13 protein-coding genes and 1 pseudogene are annotated in these 18057 nt (G+C 57.6%); 4 read left to right on the forward strand and 10 right to left on the reverse strand.

Annotated elements, in window-relative coordinates:
- Positions 1-2 precede the first annotated feature (2 nt).
- Entirely contained in the window at positions 3-3134 is a 3132-nt protein-coding gene (locus ACK6AU_RS21460; RefSeq protein WP_409301242.1) for a multidrug efflux RND transporter permease subunit, read from the reverse strand.
- Between the two features lie 27 nt (positions 3135-3161).
- Positions 3162-4313, reverse strand: a complete 1152-nt coding sequence (locus ACK6AU_RS21465) for a MexC family multidrug efflux RND transporter periplasmic adaptor subunit (protein WP_409301244.1) — start codon at positions 4311-4313, stop codon at positions 3162-3164.
- A gap of 123 nt (positions 4314-4436) precedes the next feature.
- Here ACK6AU_RS21465 and ACK6AU_RS21470 point away from each other — a divergent pair, with 123 nt between their 5' ends.
- Together ACK6AU_RS21470 and ACK6AU_RS21475 are read left to right on the forward strand one after the other, a co-directional pair.
- On the forward strand, positions 4437-5042 hold the full coding sequence (locus ACK6AU_RS21470) for a TetR/AcrR family transcriptional regulator (protein ID WP_085600225.1): 606 nt from the start codon (positions 4437-4439) through the stop codon (positions 5040-5042).
- A gap of 77 nt (positions 5043-5119) precedes the next feature.
- Positions 5120-5640, forward strand: a pseudogene (locus ACK6AU_RS21475) (paraquat-inducible protein A).
- A 675-nt stretch (positions 5641-6315) separates the two neighbouring features.
- On the opposite strand, the gene ACK6AU_RS21480 reads toward ACK6AU_RS21475, so the two are convergent.
- The 3 genes from ACK6AU_RS21480 to ACK6AU_RS21490 form a co-directional block, all read right to left on the reverse strand.
- Entirely contained in the window at positions 6316-6531 is a 216-nt protein-coding gene (locus ACK6AU_RS21480; RefSeq protein WP_085600227.1) for a hypothetical protein, read from the reverse strand.
- A 99-nt stretch (positions 6532-6630) separates the two neighbouring features.
- Complete coding sequence (locus tag ACK6AU_RS21485; protein WP_409301247.1) at positions 6631-7884, reverse strand: PucR family transcriptional regulator; 1254 nt, start codon at positions 7882-7884, stop codon at positions 6631-6633.
- 154 nt (positions 7885-8038) lie between these two features.
- A complete protein-coding gene (locus ACK6AU_RS21490; protein WP_085600231.1) occupies positions 8039-8926 on the reverse strand; it encodes a phytanoyl-CoA dioxygenase family protein in 888 nt (295 codons plus the stop codon).
- Positions 8927-9277: 351 nt separating this feature from the next.
- On the opposite strand from ACK6AU_RS21490, the gene ACK6AU_RS21495 reads away from it, so the two are divergent.
- Entirely contained in the window at positions 9278-9859 is a 582-nt protein-coding gene (locus tag ACK6AU_RS21495) for a TetR/AcrR family transcriptional regulator (protein WP_409301249.1), read from the forward strand.
- 115 nt (positions 9860-9974) lie between these two features.
- On the opposite strand, the gene ACK6AU_RS21500 is transcribed toward ACK6AU_RS21495, so the two are convergent.
- Positions 9975-10517, reverse strand: a complete 543-nt coding sequence (locus ACK6AU_RS21500) for a hypothetical protein (protein WP_085600236.1) — start codon at positions 10515-10517, stop codon at positions 9975-9977.
- A gap of 374 nt (positions 10518-10891) precedes the next feature.
- On the opposite strand from ACK6AU_RS21500, the gene ACK6AU_RS21505 reads away from it, so the two are divergent.
- Positions 10892-11761: a phytanoyl-CoA dioxygenase family protein gene (locus ACK6AU_RS21505; RefSeq protein WP_409301251.1), complete on the forward strand. Its 870-nt coding sequence runs from the start codon at positions 10892-10894 to the stop codon at positions 11759-11761.
- A 108-nt stretch (positions 11762-11869) separates the two neighbouring features.
- On the opposite strand, the gene ACK6AU_RS21510 is transcribed toward ACK6AU_RS21505, so the two are convergent.
- From ACK6AU_RS21510 to ACK6AU_RS21525, 4 genes are all read right to left on the reverse strand, one after another.
- Positions 11870-12832 (reverse strand): WD40/YVTN/BNR-like repeat-containing protein, encoded by a 963-nt coding sequence (locus ACK6AU_RS21510; RefSeq protein ID WP_409301253.1) that lies wholly within the window; start codon positions 12830-12832, stop codon positions 11870-11872.
- Between the two features lie 10 nt (positions 12833-12842).
- The gene (locus tag ACK6AU_RS21515; protein WP_085600242.1) at positions 12843-15230 is read right to left on the reverse strand and encodes an RND family transporter; all 2388 of its coding nucleotides are present in this window, start codon (positions 15228-15230) and stop codon (positions 12843-12845) included.
- A gap of 35 nt (positions 15231-15265) precedes the next feature.
- Positions 15266-16912, reverse strand: coding sequence for a DUF1302 domain-containing protein (locus ACK6AU_RS21520; protein ID WP_310650577.1), 1647 nt, complete (start codon positions 16910-16912; stop codon positions 15266-15268).
- A gap of 26 nt (positions 16913-16938) precedes the next feature.
- Positions 16939-18057 (reverse strand): DUF1329 domain-containing protein (locus ACK6AU_RS21525; RefSeq protein ID WP_409301256.1); only part of this gene is annotated, 1119 nt, incomplete at its 5' end.

Below are 18057 nucleotides of genomic sequence, written 5' to 3' on the forward strand. Positions count from 1 at the left end.
GATCACTCCTGGGTCAGGGCTGGCTGTTCGGTGGCAGGCCGCTTGGTACGCAGCAACGACAGCAACCAGACGAAACAGATCGGCACGAAAATCACCCCCAGTAAGGTGGCGCTGAGCATCCCGCCGATCACCCCGGTACCGATGGCGCGCTGGCTGGCCGCACCGGCGCCGGTGGCGATGGCCAGGGGGACCACGCCGAGGATGAAGGCCATGGACGTCATGATGATCGGGCGAAAGCGCAGGCGAGCGGCCTCGATAGCGGCATCACGCAGGCTATACCCCTTCTCCCACAATTCCTTGGCGAACTCGACGATCAGGATCGCGTTCTTCGCCGACAGGCCAATGATGGTAATCAGGCCGACCTTGAAGTACACGTCGTTGGGCATGCCCACGACCATTACCGCCAGTACCGCACCCACCGCGCCGATCGGTACGATCAGCATCACCGACAGCGGGATCGACCAGCTCTCGTAGAGGGCCACCAGCAACAGGAACACCACCAGGATCGCCAGGGCGAACAAGCCCGATGCCTGGCCGGCAGAGACCTTCTCCTGGTAGGACAGGCCGGTCCACTCGTAGCCGATGCCCTTGGGCAGTTGCGATGCCAGTTGCTCCAGCTCGGCCATGGCCTGGCCAGTGCTGTAGCCTGGACCTGCGTCACCGACGATACGGATCGACGGATAGCCGTTGTAGCGCACCAGTTGCACCGGCCCCTCTTCCCACTTGCTGCTGACGAAGGCGCTGAGCGGCACCTGGTCGCCCTTGTTGTTGGGCACGTACAGTTTGAGCACGCTTTCCGGAGTCATCCGCGCGCCCTGCTCGGCCTGGATCACCACCCGTTGCTGGCGACCGGCGTTGGTGAAGTCATTGACCACGTTGGAACCGAAGGCCGAGGACAGGGTGGAGCTAATGCTCTCGAAGTTGACGCCTTGGGCCCGGGCTTTTTCGCGGTCGATCACCAGGCGCAACTGCGGTGCCTCGGACAGGCCCTCCATCATCCCGTAGAGGAATTTCGGGTTGCCGTTGATTTGGCCCAGCAGCGTATCCCGTGCCTGCAACAAGGCCTCGCGGCCCAAACCGCCACGGTCCATCAAGCGCAGGGCGAAACCACCGGAATTGCCCAAGCCATTGATCGGTGGTGGCGAGACCGCCATGACGGTACCGTCGTCGGAGATGGCGAAATGCTCGTTCAGTGCCGCTACTTCAGCCATAGCCGATTGATGCGCATCGCGTTCGGACCAATCCCTAAATGTCGGGAAAGCCAACGCCGCATTATCACCTTGACCAGAAAAGCTGAAGCCCGAAATCACGAATGCCGAGGAGACGGCCTCACGGGACTTGAGATAGGTTTCCAGCTGTTCACCGGTGGCGTTTGTGCGCGCACGGCTGGCGCCGGGTGGCAGTTGCACATCAACCAACATGTAACCCAGATCTTCAGTGGGCACAAAAGCTTCCGGTAATCGAAGGTAACTGTAGCCGAGCAGAGCGACAATACCGCCGTAGATCAGCATAAAACGCCCGGCACGTTTGACCAACGCACCGTTGAGCACCGAGTAGCGCTCGGTCACGCGGGTAAAACCACGGTTGAAGGCACCGAAGAAACCACGTTTTTCGTGATGCCCTTCGGGGACCGGCTTGAGAAGCGTGGCGCACAGCGCCGGGGTGAAGGTCAGGGCCAGGAAGCCGGAGAACAGGATCGAGATCGCCAGGGATACCGAGAACTGCTGGTAGATGACGCCCACCGAACCGCTCATGAAGGCCAGCGGCATGAACACCGCGGACAGTACCAGGGTGATACCGACGATGGCGCCGGATACCTGCTTCATCGCCTTGATCGTCGCGTCGGTCGGGGACAGCCCCTCCTCGGCCATGATCCGCTCGACGTTCTCCACCACCACGATGGCGTCGTCCACCAGGATGCCGATGGCCAGCACCATGCCGAACATGGTCATCATGTTCACCGAGAAGCCCAGCAGGTACATCACGGCCAGGGTACCGAGCAGGCACACGGGCACTACGATGGATGGAATCAGGGTATAGCGCACGTTCTGCAGGAACAGGAACATCACCAGGAACACCAAGACCATGGCTTCGATCAGGGTGTGGATCACCTTCTCGATGGCCACGTCGACGAAACGCGAGGTGTCGTAGGGTACGGAGTACTGCACATCACTAGGGAAAAACTGCGACAGTTCGGCCAGGCGCTCCTTGACCAGCGTCGCGGTCTGGATGGCGTTGGCGCCCGGCGATAATTGAATCGCTCCACCGACTGCCGGAGTACCATCCAGACGTGAGGAAATGTTGTAATTTTCCTGGCCTAACTCCAGACGTGCGACGTCGGCCAGCTTGACCATGGAGCCGTCCTGATTGGCCCGCAGGATAATCTCACCAAACTCCTGCGGATTGTCCAGAACCCCCTTGACCGCCAAGGTTGCAGTCAATTCCTGGGCACTGTTGCCCGGTGTGCTGCCGAAGGCGCCGGCCGGAACCTGCACGTTCTGTCCACGGATGGCGCTGCTCACGTCTTCGATGGACAGACCATAGCCCACCAGCTTCTGCGGATCGATCCAGACCCGCATCGCCGCTTCAGAAGAGAAGAACTGCAACTTGCCAACGCCGGGCAAGCGGCGCAGTTCATTGTTGATGTTACGCGCGGCGTAATCACCGAGAGCAATGGTATCGCCGCGCTCGGCACCTTCCTTGTAATTCAGGGCGTAGATCAACAGGAAGCCGGCGCTGGTCTGCTCGACCTGCAAGCCCTGGGTGAGTACGGCCTGGGGCATGCGCGCCTCGGCTTTCTTCAGGCGGTTCTGCACATCAACCTGGGCCAGGTCAGGATCGGTACCAGGTTCAAATGTAACGACGATCTCAGCGGTACCGTTGGAGTTGTTGGTCGATTCGAAATAGAGCAAACCCTTAGTGCCGTTGAGTGACTCCTCAAGAATGCTGGTCACCGACTCAACCAGTACCTTTGCCGAAGCACCCGGATACGTGGCTGTAACTGTGATCTGCGGTGGTGCAACGTTAGGGTATTGGGCCACCGGTAACTTGGAGATAACTAGCAACCCGAACAGTGAGATAAACAGCGCGACCACCCAAGCAAAGTTAGGACGCCTGATGAAAAAATTCGACATCGAAAAATCCTCGCGGCAACTACGCCCTTACTTCTGCGGCTCTGGGGGGGTGGCAGTGACACTCTTGGGCTCGACCTTGGCTCCAGGCTGCAGGCCAGCCAAGCCACTAGTGATCACCCGGTCACCGGCTTTCAAGCCATCACGAATCTGCCAGCGTGCTCCCTGCATAACACCGGTCTGCACTTGACGTGACTGAGCACGGCCGTCGTCGCCCATCAACAACACGAAGGCACTGCCATCCGGACTACGTTGCACAGCCCGCTGCGGCACTAAAACAGCCTGGCTATCGGTCCCCTGTGGAGTGTTGACACGTACATACATACCTGGCAGCAGATTACCGTCGCGGTTATCAAACTGACCGCGTAGAGTCACTTGACCCGTACCAGGGTCCACCGCAACATCTGTGAAAAGCAGCTTCCCTCTACGCTCATACGAAGTGCCTTCAATTCTTACAGACAGGCTCTGCTGCGGATCAGTGGCCAAGGTCCCATTCTTAAGGGCTTCACGTAGACGCAACGCATCGGCGGCGGTCTGGGTGAAATCTGCGTAGATCGGGTCCAACTGCTGGATGCGCGCCATCAGGGTCGCTTCGCCCTGGCCAACCAGGGCGCCTTCGGTTACCAGTGCACGTCCGACTCGGCCAGAGATCGGCGCGATGACCGAGGTGTACCCCAGGTTCAGGCGCGCGGTTTCCAGGTCTGCCTGGGCCGAGCGGATCGCTGCCTGGGCGCTGTGCAAGTCGGCACTGGCTTTGTCGTAGTCCTGCTGGCTGACCGCTTCGATCTTCACCAGTGTCTCATAGCGTTTGACCCGCGCCTGGGCCTCCTTCATCCCGGCCTGGGCCCGGGCCAGGTCGCCCTCGGCACGGGACACCGCTGCCTTGAGCGGCGCGGGATCGATCTGGAACAACAGATCGCCGGCCTTGACGTCGGCGCCTTCCTCGAAGCGCTTCTTCAGCACGATCCCCGCCACCCGTGCCCGCACCTCGGCTACACGCATTGGCTCAACTCGCCCCGGCAATTCCGAAATAAGTGCTAAAGGCTCGCTTACCACCGCCAGCACTTCCACAGGACGCGCCGTTTCCACAACAGGGCTCTGCTCGCTCGCCGGACCACACCCTGCCAATGCGATGGCTACTGCCAATGCCCCTGCCGTTCTTACTGCACGAAAATTGCCCATGACTCACCTAAGGCTTGATTGAAAACGGCCGGGATGGTACTTTTCAATCCACTTTGAGTCAATATTGATTCATATGATCAAAATAAGACCCAGCCTTCATCCTTCCGGAAACCAATCGGCCCTATGCAAGCATCTGGAAAGTTCACTCAAGAAAGGGCAACTCCCTTGTCCCCACAGGAGGAGCGCCTGTTACGCCTGCTAACCACCGCGATAGTTCATCACCCAAGAGCTTCCATGTCCGAACTGGCGCAGGTAGTTGGGGTGAGCAGAGCCACTCTGCATCGCTTCTGTGGCACTCGGGACAACCTTTTGAAAAAACTAGAAAGCCGTGCTAAGGAGGTACTTACGAAGATCATCGGCAATGCTCGTTTGCAGCAAGATGAATTTCTCTCTGCCCTTGAGCGCTTAATCAACGAGCACCTGGCACACCGCGAACTGCTAGCATTTTTAGTAGTTCAATATCGGCCCGATTTCCTCGATGAAAGCCCTAACGCCGCGCCTTGGTACTCCTACTTGTATGCTTTGGATACTTTCTTTCTCCGTGGCCAGCAGCAAGGCGTACTACGTATTGATATCACCGCATCGATTCTTACCGAAATGTTCATCAGTCTGGTGTATGGCATGGTCGATGCTGAGCAACGAGGTCGCGCAGCCAGCGCCAACACCGCCCATATCCTGCCGCAGATATTCCTTTACGGCGCAGGCTCTCATATTCGGATGGAAACCTAGACTAGGCTCCCTCAGGCCCTATTAAATGCCTAATACCAACTTCAACAATCTGGCGGCCCTTCCCTTAGAGGCATTAGTTGCTTGCGCTGCTGGCCGCGCATCACCAGCAATGGCAACGCCGCTGCTTCGCATTGGTGCTAATTGCCCTGCTGCTCTACCTCTCGGCCGATTTCTCGCCGATCATGCACCTCACTCTGCTCAGCCAAACCCGCAACGAAACGGTCTGGAGTGATTTAAAAGCGACATGCCAGGGGTAGCAGTAGTGGTTCTGCTCAGCAGCATGGCGATTCCGCTGCTCAAGCCGCTGAGCCAGTTATTGGTGTTATTGAGCCTGCGGTTTAAGGTGGCGCGCCGCAGCGGCGCGGTGCTTTACCGCAGTTATCACCATCTGCGCGAATGGGGCATGCTCGAGGTCTACCTGTTCGGAATTCTGGTATCCATTTTCAAGCTAATAGACATCACTGATCTGAGCCTGGACGTCGGCTTAGCCTGCTTCGTAGCTCTGCTGCTGACCCAGATTTGGCTTGAAATGAGCATGCCAGCGCAACAAGCTTGGGAAGCATTGTCAGATGAGTATGAGCCGCCCCAGGCTCCGTAGGCACTTCCATGTCCTAAAATCATGTCCTAAAATGGGCCCCATCCTATGGACGGTACACACCGCAAGGCAATTTACGCGAGCTCTAGATCCAGCATCTGTTACCTCGCGGCCTCCATCCCCAAGCCTTTTTGCTCAGAAAGCGAGTCTCTCCGAGGCTGTTGATGTACTTGCCCATAGTGCTCACAGCATAGCTTCCTGGGGCCATTACAACCTGCCGAGGCGCTGCGGTCACCACAACTCCACTCACCCGCGTCACCTGCATGCGGCCGCACGCCGCCGCCCCCATCGGAGTGGGCCAATGCGCACATATCGTGCTCGATCATCACTAGGTTATTGCAAGCATCAACCAGACACAGCAACTGCACCAGCAAACGATCGGATTAGATTGAAGGAGAACCGCCCGACGTCAAAGCGATTACGACGCGCGTTCGGTGCGCTTCAATGACGCTGCCCTAATGTCACAAAGCTGGAAAGACCGCTTTTTGGCCGAAAGCGGTCATCCATGGCACCTGTCTTGGCCGTTAAATGCCCTTCAACGCAGGCAGTTATCGTCGAAGAGTTGCCTCTCACTGGTTGCCACGACCAACCAGTTATCACCTGAGAAACACTCGTCAGGTTATGTGGACTGCACTGAGTAACTCTACATATATGAGTAAATCAGAGCACCCCCTGTAACTAGTCGACCAGAGATCTAAGGTCGCTATCAATATCCTCTAGCGACTTCTTGGAGATCAGCCCGCCAGAGTATTTCGCCGCGGTCGCTAAGGCAAAGCCACGGGCCATGGCGATTTGCGGATGCTTGTTGATACCAGGCAAGTGCTTTTCAATAATTTGGCTTGTCTTGCTATTGTCCAGCAATTCGCCAACTTTCGTTTCAATTGAGTACGGCATCTGTTACTTCCTCGGTTGCGCCTTAGCAGGCAGAAATTTAATACTCAGCCCCGGAGACTGCCTGGCCTACTTCTCAGGCACCTGTGCAGCGCCAACGGCCTATTCCGTATCGTCGTTTAATGGTGTGCTCCAAATCACCAGCTCAAGAGCCGCGGCGATTTGAATACGATGGTCGGCAAGTTGCACGGGCAACAGATCCTGAGCTCGCTCCAGCCGACGCAGTAACGTGTTGCGATGCATGCCAAGTTCTTCGGCGGTCTGGGTGATGTTGCAGCCGTTGGCCAGGAAGGCGTGCAACGAATGCTGAAGAACCATGGGCTCCGTAGCCAGCCGCCCCAACATGCTCAAGACAAACTCTCTGGCGGCGCGGAGGTCCTGGGTCATCAGTGAAACCATCCTGACTTGATCAATCGTGGCGACGGCGGGAGCACCTGCCAAGCGCCCCAGCAATCGTTGGGTGGTCAAGGCCTCCAGGTGTGACCGGCGGAAGCCATTTACCCCCATCCCCGGGGAACCGATTGCCGCACGATTTTTTGGAAACTGGTGAGCGACGCCTTGCAGTGCATTCAGGTCCAACGGTTTTGCCGCACTCATCCAAAGCCATAGAGTTGCCGGGGCCGCGAATACGATCAGTGGCGCTACCGTGCCAGTAAGGTGCGCTAGAGTGCGTGCCATATCCTCCAGGGGCTGGATTTCTGCATCCGGGATTTCACTCCAGACGAGACAGGCATGGTGCTTCTGGAAAAGGCTGTAACCCAGTCGCCTAGCGAACTGTTCGGTGTCCACATCTCTGCCATCGAGCAAACGACTGACCAACGTACGTTTGTCGATATGATCGTCATGGGTCAGGGCGTTCTTTTCCTCCAGGATTATCTGGGTCACAACACGCATGTTGTTGTCGATGAATTCCGAGATAGAGTGCGACGAGACCTCCAGGAATTCCTCGAGTACCACTGAATCCTGCGTCAGGCTAAATGCCATCTTCATCCAAAGTTCCCAAGCGGTGTTCTGCGCCGACCTCGCGACATTCATCAATAGTTCAGACAGCCCCCTGCGGGCCAGCTCCTTGGCCGTGTCCACCATATCGGCAGACACGTAGGGCTCAACCGGCTCTCCAGGGCGCTGCAGATTGGCGCTCGCCCAGTGCAGTAACTCTGCCCGATTGGCGCGCCGGCACGCCGCCAGGATGACCGGGTCCTCCAATAGTTTTGCATCTTCTGGTGAAGAGAAAAGCGACTGGTTCAGGCGCTCAATCCACTCCGGTGGCAACGTCTGTGCGAGCTCGGCGCCTTTGCGCATGAGCTCACGAACGGCTTCAGAGGGGCGTGGCCAGAGGGACGGCGTACTGGTCATGGAAAGTGCACATCACTCAAAGATATCGGGGGAAATTGTGCAATTTGTACCTTGGCGACAGCTAAGGGGGAGACCTGGAAAAGCAGCCACGAGAGGCGTTAAAGAGCTAGGCCTTCGGCCCGACATAGAGCCGCTTCATGGCTGCTCGGGATGGTCAGAAGCCCTTTCCCGGCTCGGAGAACGTGGACATCTCCAGGAGCTCGTGCGGGTCTCGCATCTGGCCATCGACTTCCACCCAGCCCAGCAGCGTGGAGCTGACACTCCAGCCCAGCAGGCGTTGCATCTCTGCCGGCAGCTGGCGAACGCGCTCAACGGGAAGGGAAAGGAAGTGATTCTCTTCGAGGCGCAGGAAGGCCAGGTCGTAGGCCATTGTCAGGCCGGTACGAGGAGTCGAGGAGGTATTGGCGCCACCGCCGTGATAGACCGACCCCATCCATAGCAGCGCGGAGCCTGCCTTCATTTCAGCGGCAACGGTCTCCTCCTGGGTCGGCATGCGCTCGTCATCCCATTGATGGCTACCGGGAATGACGCGTGTCGCCCCGTTCTCTTCGGTGAAATCCGAGATGGCCAGCATGAGTTGCAGGCGGGCTTCACGTCCGTACTGGGGGTGCCTCCATAACGAAGTGGCATCATCACGGTGCAGGGGTTGCAGGCCTTGGCCCGGCCCAATCTGGATGGCTTGGGTAATGCTGAGTTGAATGTCAGGCTCGATCTCGATGCGGTCGCTACCCACCCAGACATGGGTAGGTGTCTGCAGGATTTTCCTCGCCGCCCCGATGAACAATGGGCTCAGGGCCACATCCACGGCCGTGTCGCTTCGCCCGATGATGCGGCCGACACGTCGGGTTTGCGTACCGGCAAAATAGGGATCCATTCCGCAAGGCGTGACATCCAAGTAGGCGTCCAGTTCTTCAGTGAGGGACTTCAGCGTTGCGGGCGAGACAAAATCGGAAATGATGACCCCGCCGTCACGCAGGATGATCTCCACCACCTGTTCGACCGATGCATCGCTGCTGACTGTCGAGAGTTTTCGTGTATCCATCTGCTTTCTACCTGTCTGGTTTTGTCATTGTTCTATCCAGTGAGCCGGGGCAGCCTGACTCACCCCATGTTGCCTATCACTGCAACGCCCTCTTGCTTCCACTCTCAGCGAGAGAACTCTATACTTACCGAATGTAGTCATATGATCAAGTCATTTGATTATGATTTTTATGCCTTTCCAGCACCACCGTTAGAACTGTGAATTCCGATGTCCGGCTGGGGGGGCGCTGACTTTCGCCATCGGCAATGCATCGACTCACCTCATGGATTGGGGAATGACCTTGCGATAGGATTCGTCACCGTCAACCCTGGACCAAAGGTTGCTGGCAACACCGAAAAAGGAGAACGCTCAATGGCTCGGATAGGCGCTGAAGAGCGCAGACAGGATTTTATTGAAGCCACCATCAAGGTGATCGCGGAGTACGGCATAGCCGACGCCACGACACGGCGTATCGCGGTGGCAGCAGATTCTCCGCTGGCCTCGCTGCATTATGTTTTCCACACCAAGGACGAGTTGTTCTGTGCGGTCTACGAGTCCTTGATCAGCATGCCGCAGCAATCACTGCAGTACGTGCCGAAAGGCTCCACGACAGCGGAATCGATTGGGGAAATGTTGCGCCAACTAGTCAAGTGGTTCACCTTGCACCCCGAACGGGCTAGCACACAGTTCGAGCTGTTCTTCTGGAACCTGCGCAACAACCCGGAAATGGCGACGAAGATTTATGCCGTTTCCATTGAAGCGACCCAGCAGGCCATTCGAAAGATGACCGACGATGGGTTGGATCAGACCGCGTTAACCACCATCAGCCGCCTGCTGATCAATCTCTTCGATGGCTTGCTCCTTGCCTGGTCTGCCCATGCTGACCTCGAACGCTTGGAGACCGAGACCGAGACAGCCTGCCAAGCGCTGAAACTGCTGGTGAACAGCTACTAAGACGCTATGCGGATGCGCCATGCTCTTATGGCACGGCTATCTTGGCACAAGGCGCTGTCCTCCTCCTGCCCCTAACCGTTATCTTCGCTGGATAAATGTCATTGAACAAAAAGTGTCATATCAGAAATGACACCCCAGTCAGCAGCAAACCAAGAATCAGCAGGACTGTTGTCAGTCGCGTGCTCACTCTAAGAACAGGTTGATGCTCGACAATTTTACCGATGGCGAAATACAACCGATCGACTATTTGCTGCTCGTCGAGCTCTTTTGACTGAAAGATAGAGTCAATTACGGAACCGGCATTCGGGAATGGATCACGCAAGAATGGTGCTACGTCAAAAGCGCTTTGCTGCAGCGCTCGAGCCGAGAGCAAAGCGGACGTGACAAGTGCACCAAGTGCCATGACAGCACTTGTTGCCTCTAACAGAGTGATCATGTCAAGACTGGCGGAAACACTAAAGCGGAGTATGGCGCCATACAGGGTTACCACCCCAGCCAAAGCACCAAGTGACAAGGTAAACATCAAGCGTAGATAGACTGTAACCAGCCCTCTTGAAACCGAAACTTGCTCAAGGTAAATCTTTACAAGCGTTTCTATTGCCAAGCGACGTGCCTCGAATGCAAATCGACGCTCTTCTGCTGGAGTTACAGGCAGCATTCAAGATTCCTCACAATAAATTGCCGATATCTATGGTCGGAAAGCCCACTGCGGGCGAACTCTTGCGCATGGGCTTGGGAACGACTCCGAAGCGCCTGCCCTGGGGGATGGAGACTGTCCATTCAAGGTGCAAATCAACCCAAAATACAACTAATACAAGTGCACTTTGTATCTTGGCTAAAAGCCCTGGAAAAAATAGCATGAACTCACTGCCTGAGCAAAAAAATATAAGGAGGCACGATGTTTCTCCAAGTTAGTTTTGCGTTTGGTGCAGTAACGATCGTAACCATGGGCGGGTTCAGTGATGCACGCTGATTTGTCACTACCAATGAACTCGCCTGCACCCGAAGTGTTCCTGTTATTTGGAGTTTTCAATGTCTAGCCAACAAGGTTTCGTCACAAGTTTGCCCGTTGCAAGCAGATCGACTTCAGCGCAGGAGATTGTTTCGCTGAGTGATCAGGCCGGAGCGGTGATCATTCGAAACTTCATGACTGCCGAGCAAGTGGTACGAATCAACGACGAACTGGAAGCGCCGCTTGCTGCGCTGGATGCAGGTTCCAAACATGAACATGAGTTGATTGCAGAGTTTCATGGCCAACAAACAAAGAGACTGACCAACCTCATCACCTACAGCAAGACCTTTCGTGAGGAAATCCTCGATGACGATCTCTTCCACGAGATGGGACGAGTACTTTTCGAGCAAGAGTGTGGCGACTGGTGGCTGACAACGGCTCAACTGATAGAAATCGGTCCCGGCAATAAAGCACAAATGCTGCATCGAGACATGGCCCAATATTACCCATTCGTTGCCATGAACAAGAATGCACCCCGCGCTATCACCAACCTGATGTTGGCGCTGACGGACTTCACTGAGGAAAATGGCGCTACGCGGGTGATTCCAGGAAGCCAGAACTGGGATAACTTCGAAGATGTGGGGTCGCCCGAGATGACCATTCCGGTCGAGTTGAAAGCCGGTGACGCGGTGCTGTTTGGCGGAAAAGTCGTTCACGGGGGTGGGGCTAACCTAACAACCGACCAATACCGCCGCGGGCTGACGATTCCGCTGCAGGCTTCGATTCTCACTCCCGAGGAAGCCTACCCGCTGATCGTTCCTCTGGAGGTGGTCAGGACTCTGTCTCCTCGCGTGCAAAAGATCATCGGTTTCCGCTCGCAGTATCCCAATGGCAGCCCGGGTCTCTGGCAACATAACTACACCGACCTGGCGGAATATCTCAAGCTCTGACTGATGCCGCGGGTTCGAGGGGAAGGTGTCTCCCCTCCCCTCGAACTTCTTCCAATTGCCCTGGCCGGACGCAGACTTGCAACGTCCAGCCTTTAGCGAGACCTCCCGCTACTGGTGTTCAGCCACGACGCCACGTCGCGAGAACAGCACCGGCGAACCCTCCGGGCTGAGTAGCGCCGCTGTCAGAGAAAGCCCTTCAACCGACTGGCTTTCTGCGAAACTGTGGCCGGCATCGTTACTCACCAGCATCAACCCATCCAGCCCGACTGCCAGCACCTTAGTACCTGAAACCACCACGCTGGTGACCGAGCCTTTGCTTTGTGTGGGCAATCTACGGAAGTCCTTGCCCTCGGCAGAACCCTGCAACAGCGTCCCTCGCTGGCCCCCTAGCAGCAGGCTGCCATCGGCAAGTACCGCGCCGGACCAAAGAGTGCCTTCATAGCCGGTACTCAGGTATTTCCAGCTTCGTCCTTGATCATTGGAGCGCAGGACCAGCCCGCGCTCAGCAGTTGCATAAAGCTGGCCCTGGCGATCGGCAAACAGCCCCATCAAGTTGAGGTCAGCCTTCTTTGAACCTGGCGGCGCCTGCAGGTGCTGCTCCTTCCAGGTCAGCCCGCCATCTTCGGTGATCAGTACCAGGGCCCAAAGACCCACTGCAACACCCTGCTGAGTATTGAAGAAATGCACCGCGAACAGAGGACGATCCTCTTCACTGGACAGGCGCTGGATCTGCCAGGATTCACCACCGTCCGCAGTCACCAGAATCGCTCCCCAATGGCCAACCGCCCAGCCGTGGCTGGCGTCGACGAAAGACACCCCCGTGAGCGGTGTGGACAGCGGCACCGAGCTGGCCTGGCGGAAGCTTTTCCCGTGATCGTCGGACAGCAGCACTATACCGTGATCGCCGACGGCAACCAGCCGTTCTCCAGCCCATGCGGCATCCAGCATGGTCGCCTGTGTGGCAATGCTCGACTGCACCGCCGGCACGGCCGGTAACGGCGATGCTTGCAGAGACAACGGCAGCACAACTGTGGCGAGCAAAACACCGATCAATAAACAGCCATAACGCATGATTCTCTCCTCAGTGCACGAGCACGCCGATCATCCGCACGGGGCGCCTGCGCGGGAACACCCGCTCCAGCCAGACCGCAAAGGCCGGCAACACAGTCATGGCCATGACCATATTGACGATGAACATGAAGGCCAGCAGCTTGCCCATGTCGGCCTGAAACTTGAGGTCGGAGAACGCCCAGGTAGCGACGCCGATTGCCAGGGTAATCGCGGTAAAGATGGTGGCCATGCCAACCTCGAGCAACGCATGCTCGACGGCTTTGGTGATGGGCTGACCATAGGCTTGGTGGAGCTGCAATCGGTTGTAGATGTAGAAGGCGTAATCGACCCCGATTCCCACTGCCAGCACCATCACCGGCAAGGTGGCGATAGTCAGGCCGATCTGCAGCTCCTTCATGAACCAGTAGCCAATGAAGGTGCCAATGGTCAGAGGCAGACAGCAGATCAACACCGCTCGCCAGTCGCGATAGACGACAAATACCAGCAAGGCAATGGCGGCATACACATACAGCAGCATCGGGGTTTCGCTTTTCTCCACTTCTTCGTTGATGGCCGCCAGAACCCCCGCGTTGCCTGAAGCGAGGCGCACCGCAACCCCTGGCTGCGGATGCTCGCTTCTAAAGGCCTTGGCCGCCTCCACCACCCGGTTGATCGTGGTGGCCTTGTGATCGGCCAGATACAGGTGCACCGCGGACATGCTGCAGTCGGAACGCATCAGCCCGGGAGTGCGCGCAACTTCGGTGGCCAGCGCAGCGTAGTTCACCGGGTCGATGGGCACCGCGCCCATCTTCGGATTGCCTTCGTTGTAGCCCTCGTTGAACTGGCGCATGTAGGAGGAAAAGGAGGCCACCGACAGCACCCCGGGTACCCCCTGCATGGCCCAGACAAAACGATCCTGGTATTGGCCCAGGGCGACATCCTCGCAGCCAGCCTGGCTGGCGTCGCCGGACGTGTCCCGACTGACTTCGAATACCACACTGAGCCAATCCAGGCCGATGTCATAGTTACTGGCGATGGAGACGGCATCCCGATTGAAGCGCGAGTCTTCACGCAGCTCCGGTGCTCCGGCCTGCAGTGTGCCAACGACCCGGTCATTGCTCTGCCAGATCGCCACCAGGAACAGCGCCAGGGCAACGCCAAGCACCCACTGCGCATTGCGCCACTCGGCGAGCCGGCTCAGGCCGTGCAGCCAGCGGCTACGGCGCTGCCGGGAGATTTCCTGGGCCTTGGCGTACTTGTCATCCACCCGCAGCAACGACGCCACCAAAGGCAGCATCAGCAGATTGGTGATGATCTTGAAGGCCACGCCAAGGGATGCCGTGATGGCCAGCTCCCGCACCATGGGAATGGGGATCAGCAGCAGGGTCACGAAGGACACCAGCGCCGTTACCAATGCCAGGGTTCCGGGAATCAACAAGCCGGTGAAACTTGAGCGCGCCGCCTCCTCGGCACTCTTGCCCAGGGCAATTTCACGAACGATGAAGTTGATTTGCTGCACGCCATGGGAAACCCCGATGGCAAATACCAGGAACGGCACCAGCACCGCCAGCGGATCGAGGCCATAGCCCAGCAGGCGCAGACTGCCGAATTGCCATACCAGCGAAGCCAGTGAGCAGACCAGGGCCAGTGCGGTAAAACGCAGCGAATGGCAGTACCAATAAACTGCAGCGGCGGTCAGCAGCAGTGCCAGCAGGCAGAACTCCAGCACCGCCGAAGCACCGTCGGCGATGTCGCCGATCTGCTTGGCAAAACCAATCATCTGGATTTCAAAATCACCATCCTCGAACGGCTGGCGGATCTGTTTCTCCAGCTCATGGTTGAACGCCACATAGTCCAAGTGGGCACCATTGGCGTCGAACTCATTGAGCTCCGCAGTAATCATCGCGCTCCCCTGGTCGCGAGAAACCAGGGTGCCGATGAAACCGCCTTGAACACTGGAGCTGGCGATCGTTGCGATGATTTCATCATCCAGACGCTCGGGTGTAACCGTTCCCGGCACCAATGGGTCGGCACGAAAGCCCTCTTCGGTGATCTCGTTGACGAAGGCATTGGGCGTCCACAGCGAACGCACACTGCTGCGCGACACACCGGGAAGGAAGGTGATCGCCTGGGTAACGTCGTAGAGCCGCTTCAGGCCCGCAGCGCTCCAGATATCACCGTTGCGCGCCTTGACCACTATGGTCAGTCGGTTCGCTCCCATCAGGTCATTGCGGTAGGTTTCGAATGTGTTGATGTATTCGTGGCCTATGGGCAATTGCTTCTCGAAGCCGGCATCCATGCGCAATTGCACGGCGAACCACACCATGATCAAGGTGAAAACGGCCAGGCTCCCCAGCACCAGCCGACGATGCCCGAAGAAGGCACCTTCGACGCGTGACAGCACGCCACGCGCCGGCATTTCAGAGAATCTCAAAGAACCGTTCACGCTAGGCCTCACAGGGTGCGGGAGATCGCGAGGCCGACATAGTCTCGGTCACGGTACAGCTGGTCGTAAGGGGTATCGCCGCCCATGAACTTCGCGTAGTTGAGGGAAATCTGCCAACTGGCCGGATTTCGTACGAAGTTCAGGTAGAGATTCATGTTGCTGGCGCCTTCGGTGAAGGTTGCGTTGATATTAGGGGTGCGCCCTCCCAGCGACCGCGAGTAGAAGATCCCTGGCGTGACTTGCCAGCCCGGCACCAAAGTACCGTCGTAGGTCAAGCTGAGGTCCATGTTGATCCCTGACGAGGTCTTGTCGCCATAGGCCTTGGGGGATGTCGCCGGGTCCAGCTGCCAGGTATTCAGGCCAGCGGAAATCGGCTCGCCGTTCACCTCCTTGTGCAGCCCCGGGTACTTGATCACCACCAGCTCGGTGAGCAAGGTGCCGGTGCTGGCCCTGGTGAAATCCAGCAGCGTCGGGGAGTTGGAAGGCGTGAAGCTATACAGGCCTGTGAGGTGCCACTGGAATTTCTTTTCGTCCTTCCAGCATTTGCCGCCGTTGTTCGCGCACAGGTCGATAACGGGGTTGAGCGGCACGGAATCCTTGGGGCGGTACGATAGCTCCGTTCCTACGGCCCAGTCACCGATCGGCATGTTGGCGCTGATGCCATAGAGCATGCGATCTTCCTGATACCTCCAGGTCGGCGACACCGCAAAGGTGTTCGGATCAAGCAGCGCCACGCTCAATGACGGCAACTTGTCGTGGTAACGCATCACGTAGAGCCCATAGTTGACGTCGCTGTCCTCCGGCTGCCAGCGCAGCGAAATACCCCATTGGCCGCTATCGCGGGCCTTCTTGTCGTTGAAGCCGTAGGTCCCCATGCCCTTGCCCAGGCCATTGTTGGTGGACCAATAACTGCCCACCGGTGGCAATTCACTCTTGTTCCAACCGAACTGATAATAAGCCTCGATATTCAGGCCATAACCCAGGCCCGAGGCGACGCTGAGCATTGGCGCCGGCAGCACGGCTTCTTTGAGCTGGACACCGGGACGCGCCAAGGCTTGATAATCATACGCGTTGGTGTTGTTGATCCCTCCAGTCACGAACAGGCTTTCGCCCCAGTTGATCACCTGGTTACCCAAGCGCGCCCGGACGCGCTGATCACCGATGTCGAAGCCTTTGCTCACCCATAGATCGAGCAATCGGGTCTTGAACTTGAGGTCGTCACGAGCAGCGCTGCTCAGGCCGTCGCTGCCTACACCCTCGGGGGTGTTGAATGAACGGGTACCGGTGGTATCGGTTGCGGCAAAGTCTCGAATCCAGCTGCCCCGGGCCATGAAGGTGACGTCCTCGGGCATCTTCAGCAGCAGTTCATGGGTACCTTTGAGGTAGTTGGTGAATAGATCGCCACGGTCGTAGTTCAAGTCGCCCTGGTCGGCGACACCCGAGGTCTGTGCCAGGCAGCCCGAGGGCGCATTGTGCCCGCTGACGCCCTGGTTGATCAGGTTGCAACCCCGCGACTCCGTGCGCAGTCCCATGCCTGCGGTAATGGTGGAGTCGAAGGAGCCATGGACAGTTTCGGTTTCAAATGTGAACCCCATCGCCAATGGGGCTGTGCACGCGATGACAAGGCCTGAAGCTTTGATAATTATTTTTTTCATGCTGGCTCTCGATCTGACGTCGGTTTTTAGCGCTCGCTGATGGCTCGCAAGTTATCGGAGGTAAAGAAGTCACGTTTCAGGCGGGGGTTGCCACTGTCCTCGGTGAGCCAGCGGATATCGCTCTTGCCGGCCCCGATCGAGGTCATGTCAAAGAGATAACGGTCGTCGATCAGGTTGTACTGGACTTGCGCCTGGACATCGCACGCGCCCGTCTCGTAGACAGGGATCGAGAACCCTTCACGCACCTTCCAGATCTGTCCCTGTTTGTCATAGTCAACGGCCAGCAATGGGTTCCAGCTGTCTTCGTCGATGTAGAACAGGCGTTTGGGCGCCTGGTGGCGCATGCCTTGACGAACATTGGCCTCGACCACCCAGACACGATGCAGTTCGTAGCGGCGCGATTGCGGCGCGATTGAATGGTTACCCGCGAACACGTCAGCCTTGGCGGCGGTGTCGTAGGCACCAAAGGCGTTATAGGGCACCAGCAGTTCCTGCTTGCCGATCAGCTTCCAATCGAAGCGATCCATGGCTCCGAAAAACACGTTCACTTCATCGACGGTGTACTGATTGTCCAACCCGATCTGCGGTGCGTCGTAGGAGTAGGACGGCATGCGCCGCACACGACGCTGACCGGGGAAGTAGTAGAAGGTGGTGGCCTGCTCGCCGGCTACGGTCGACTGCACCCCCGCCTGACCGGCCAGTGCCGCTGGCTCCTGGTAAATGTTAAACGTGGCGTATTCCAGACGACCAACGGACGAAAACAATGCACTCCCTTTCTTTCCCCAGGGCGTGAAGAAGAAGGTGTCCGTCATCTGACGCAACCAGTCGCCGCCCTTGCGCGGCGATATGCCTGAGATGCTTTTGGGAATTTCGACACCCAGCCCCCGGTAGCGCATCTTCATGTTCCACATGACCTCAGCACCGGTACTGGGCAAGGGAAACGGGATGCCCGGCACATGGGCTTCCTCGAGGGCAATCCCTGTGGCGTCGAGCTTGGCGTAACCCAGGTTTTGCCGGGTGTTCTCGACCACGAAATCCGGAGCACCGCAGGTACGGCGGGTCTGGTAGATATCCATGCGATAGCCTGGAATCTTCTTGAACAGTTCAAGCTGGCCGGGGGACAGCTTGCTCGCATACTGCGCGAC

This window comes from Pseudomonas sp. KCJK8993 (assembly GCF_046230915.1).
In the GTDB taxonomy this organism is placed as follows: Bacteria; Pseudomonadota; Gammaproteobacteria; order Pseudomonadales; family Pseudomonadaceae; genus Aquipseudomonas; species Aquipseudomonas piscis.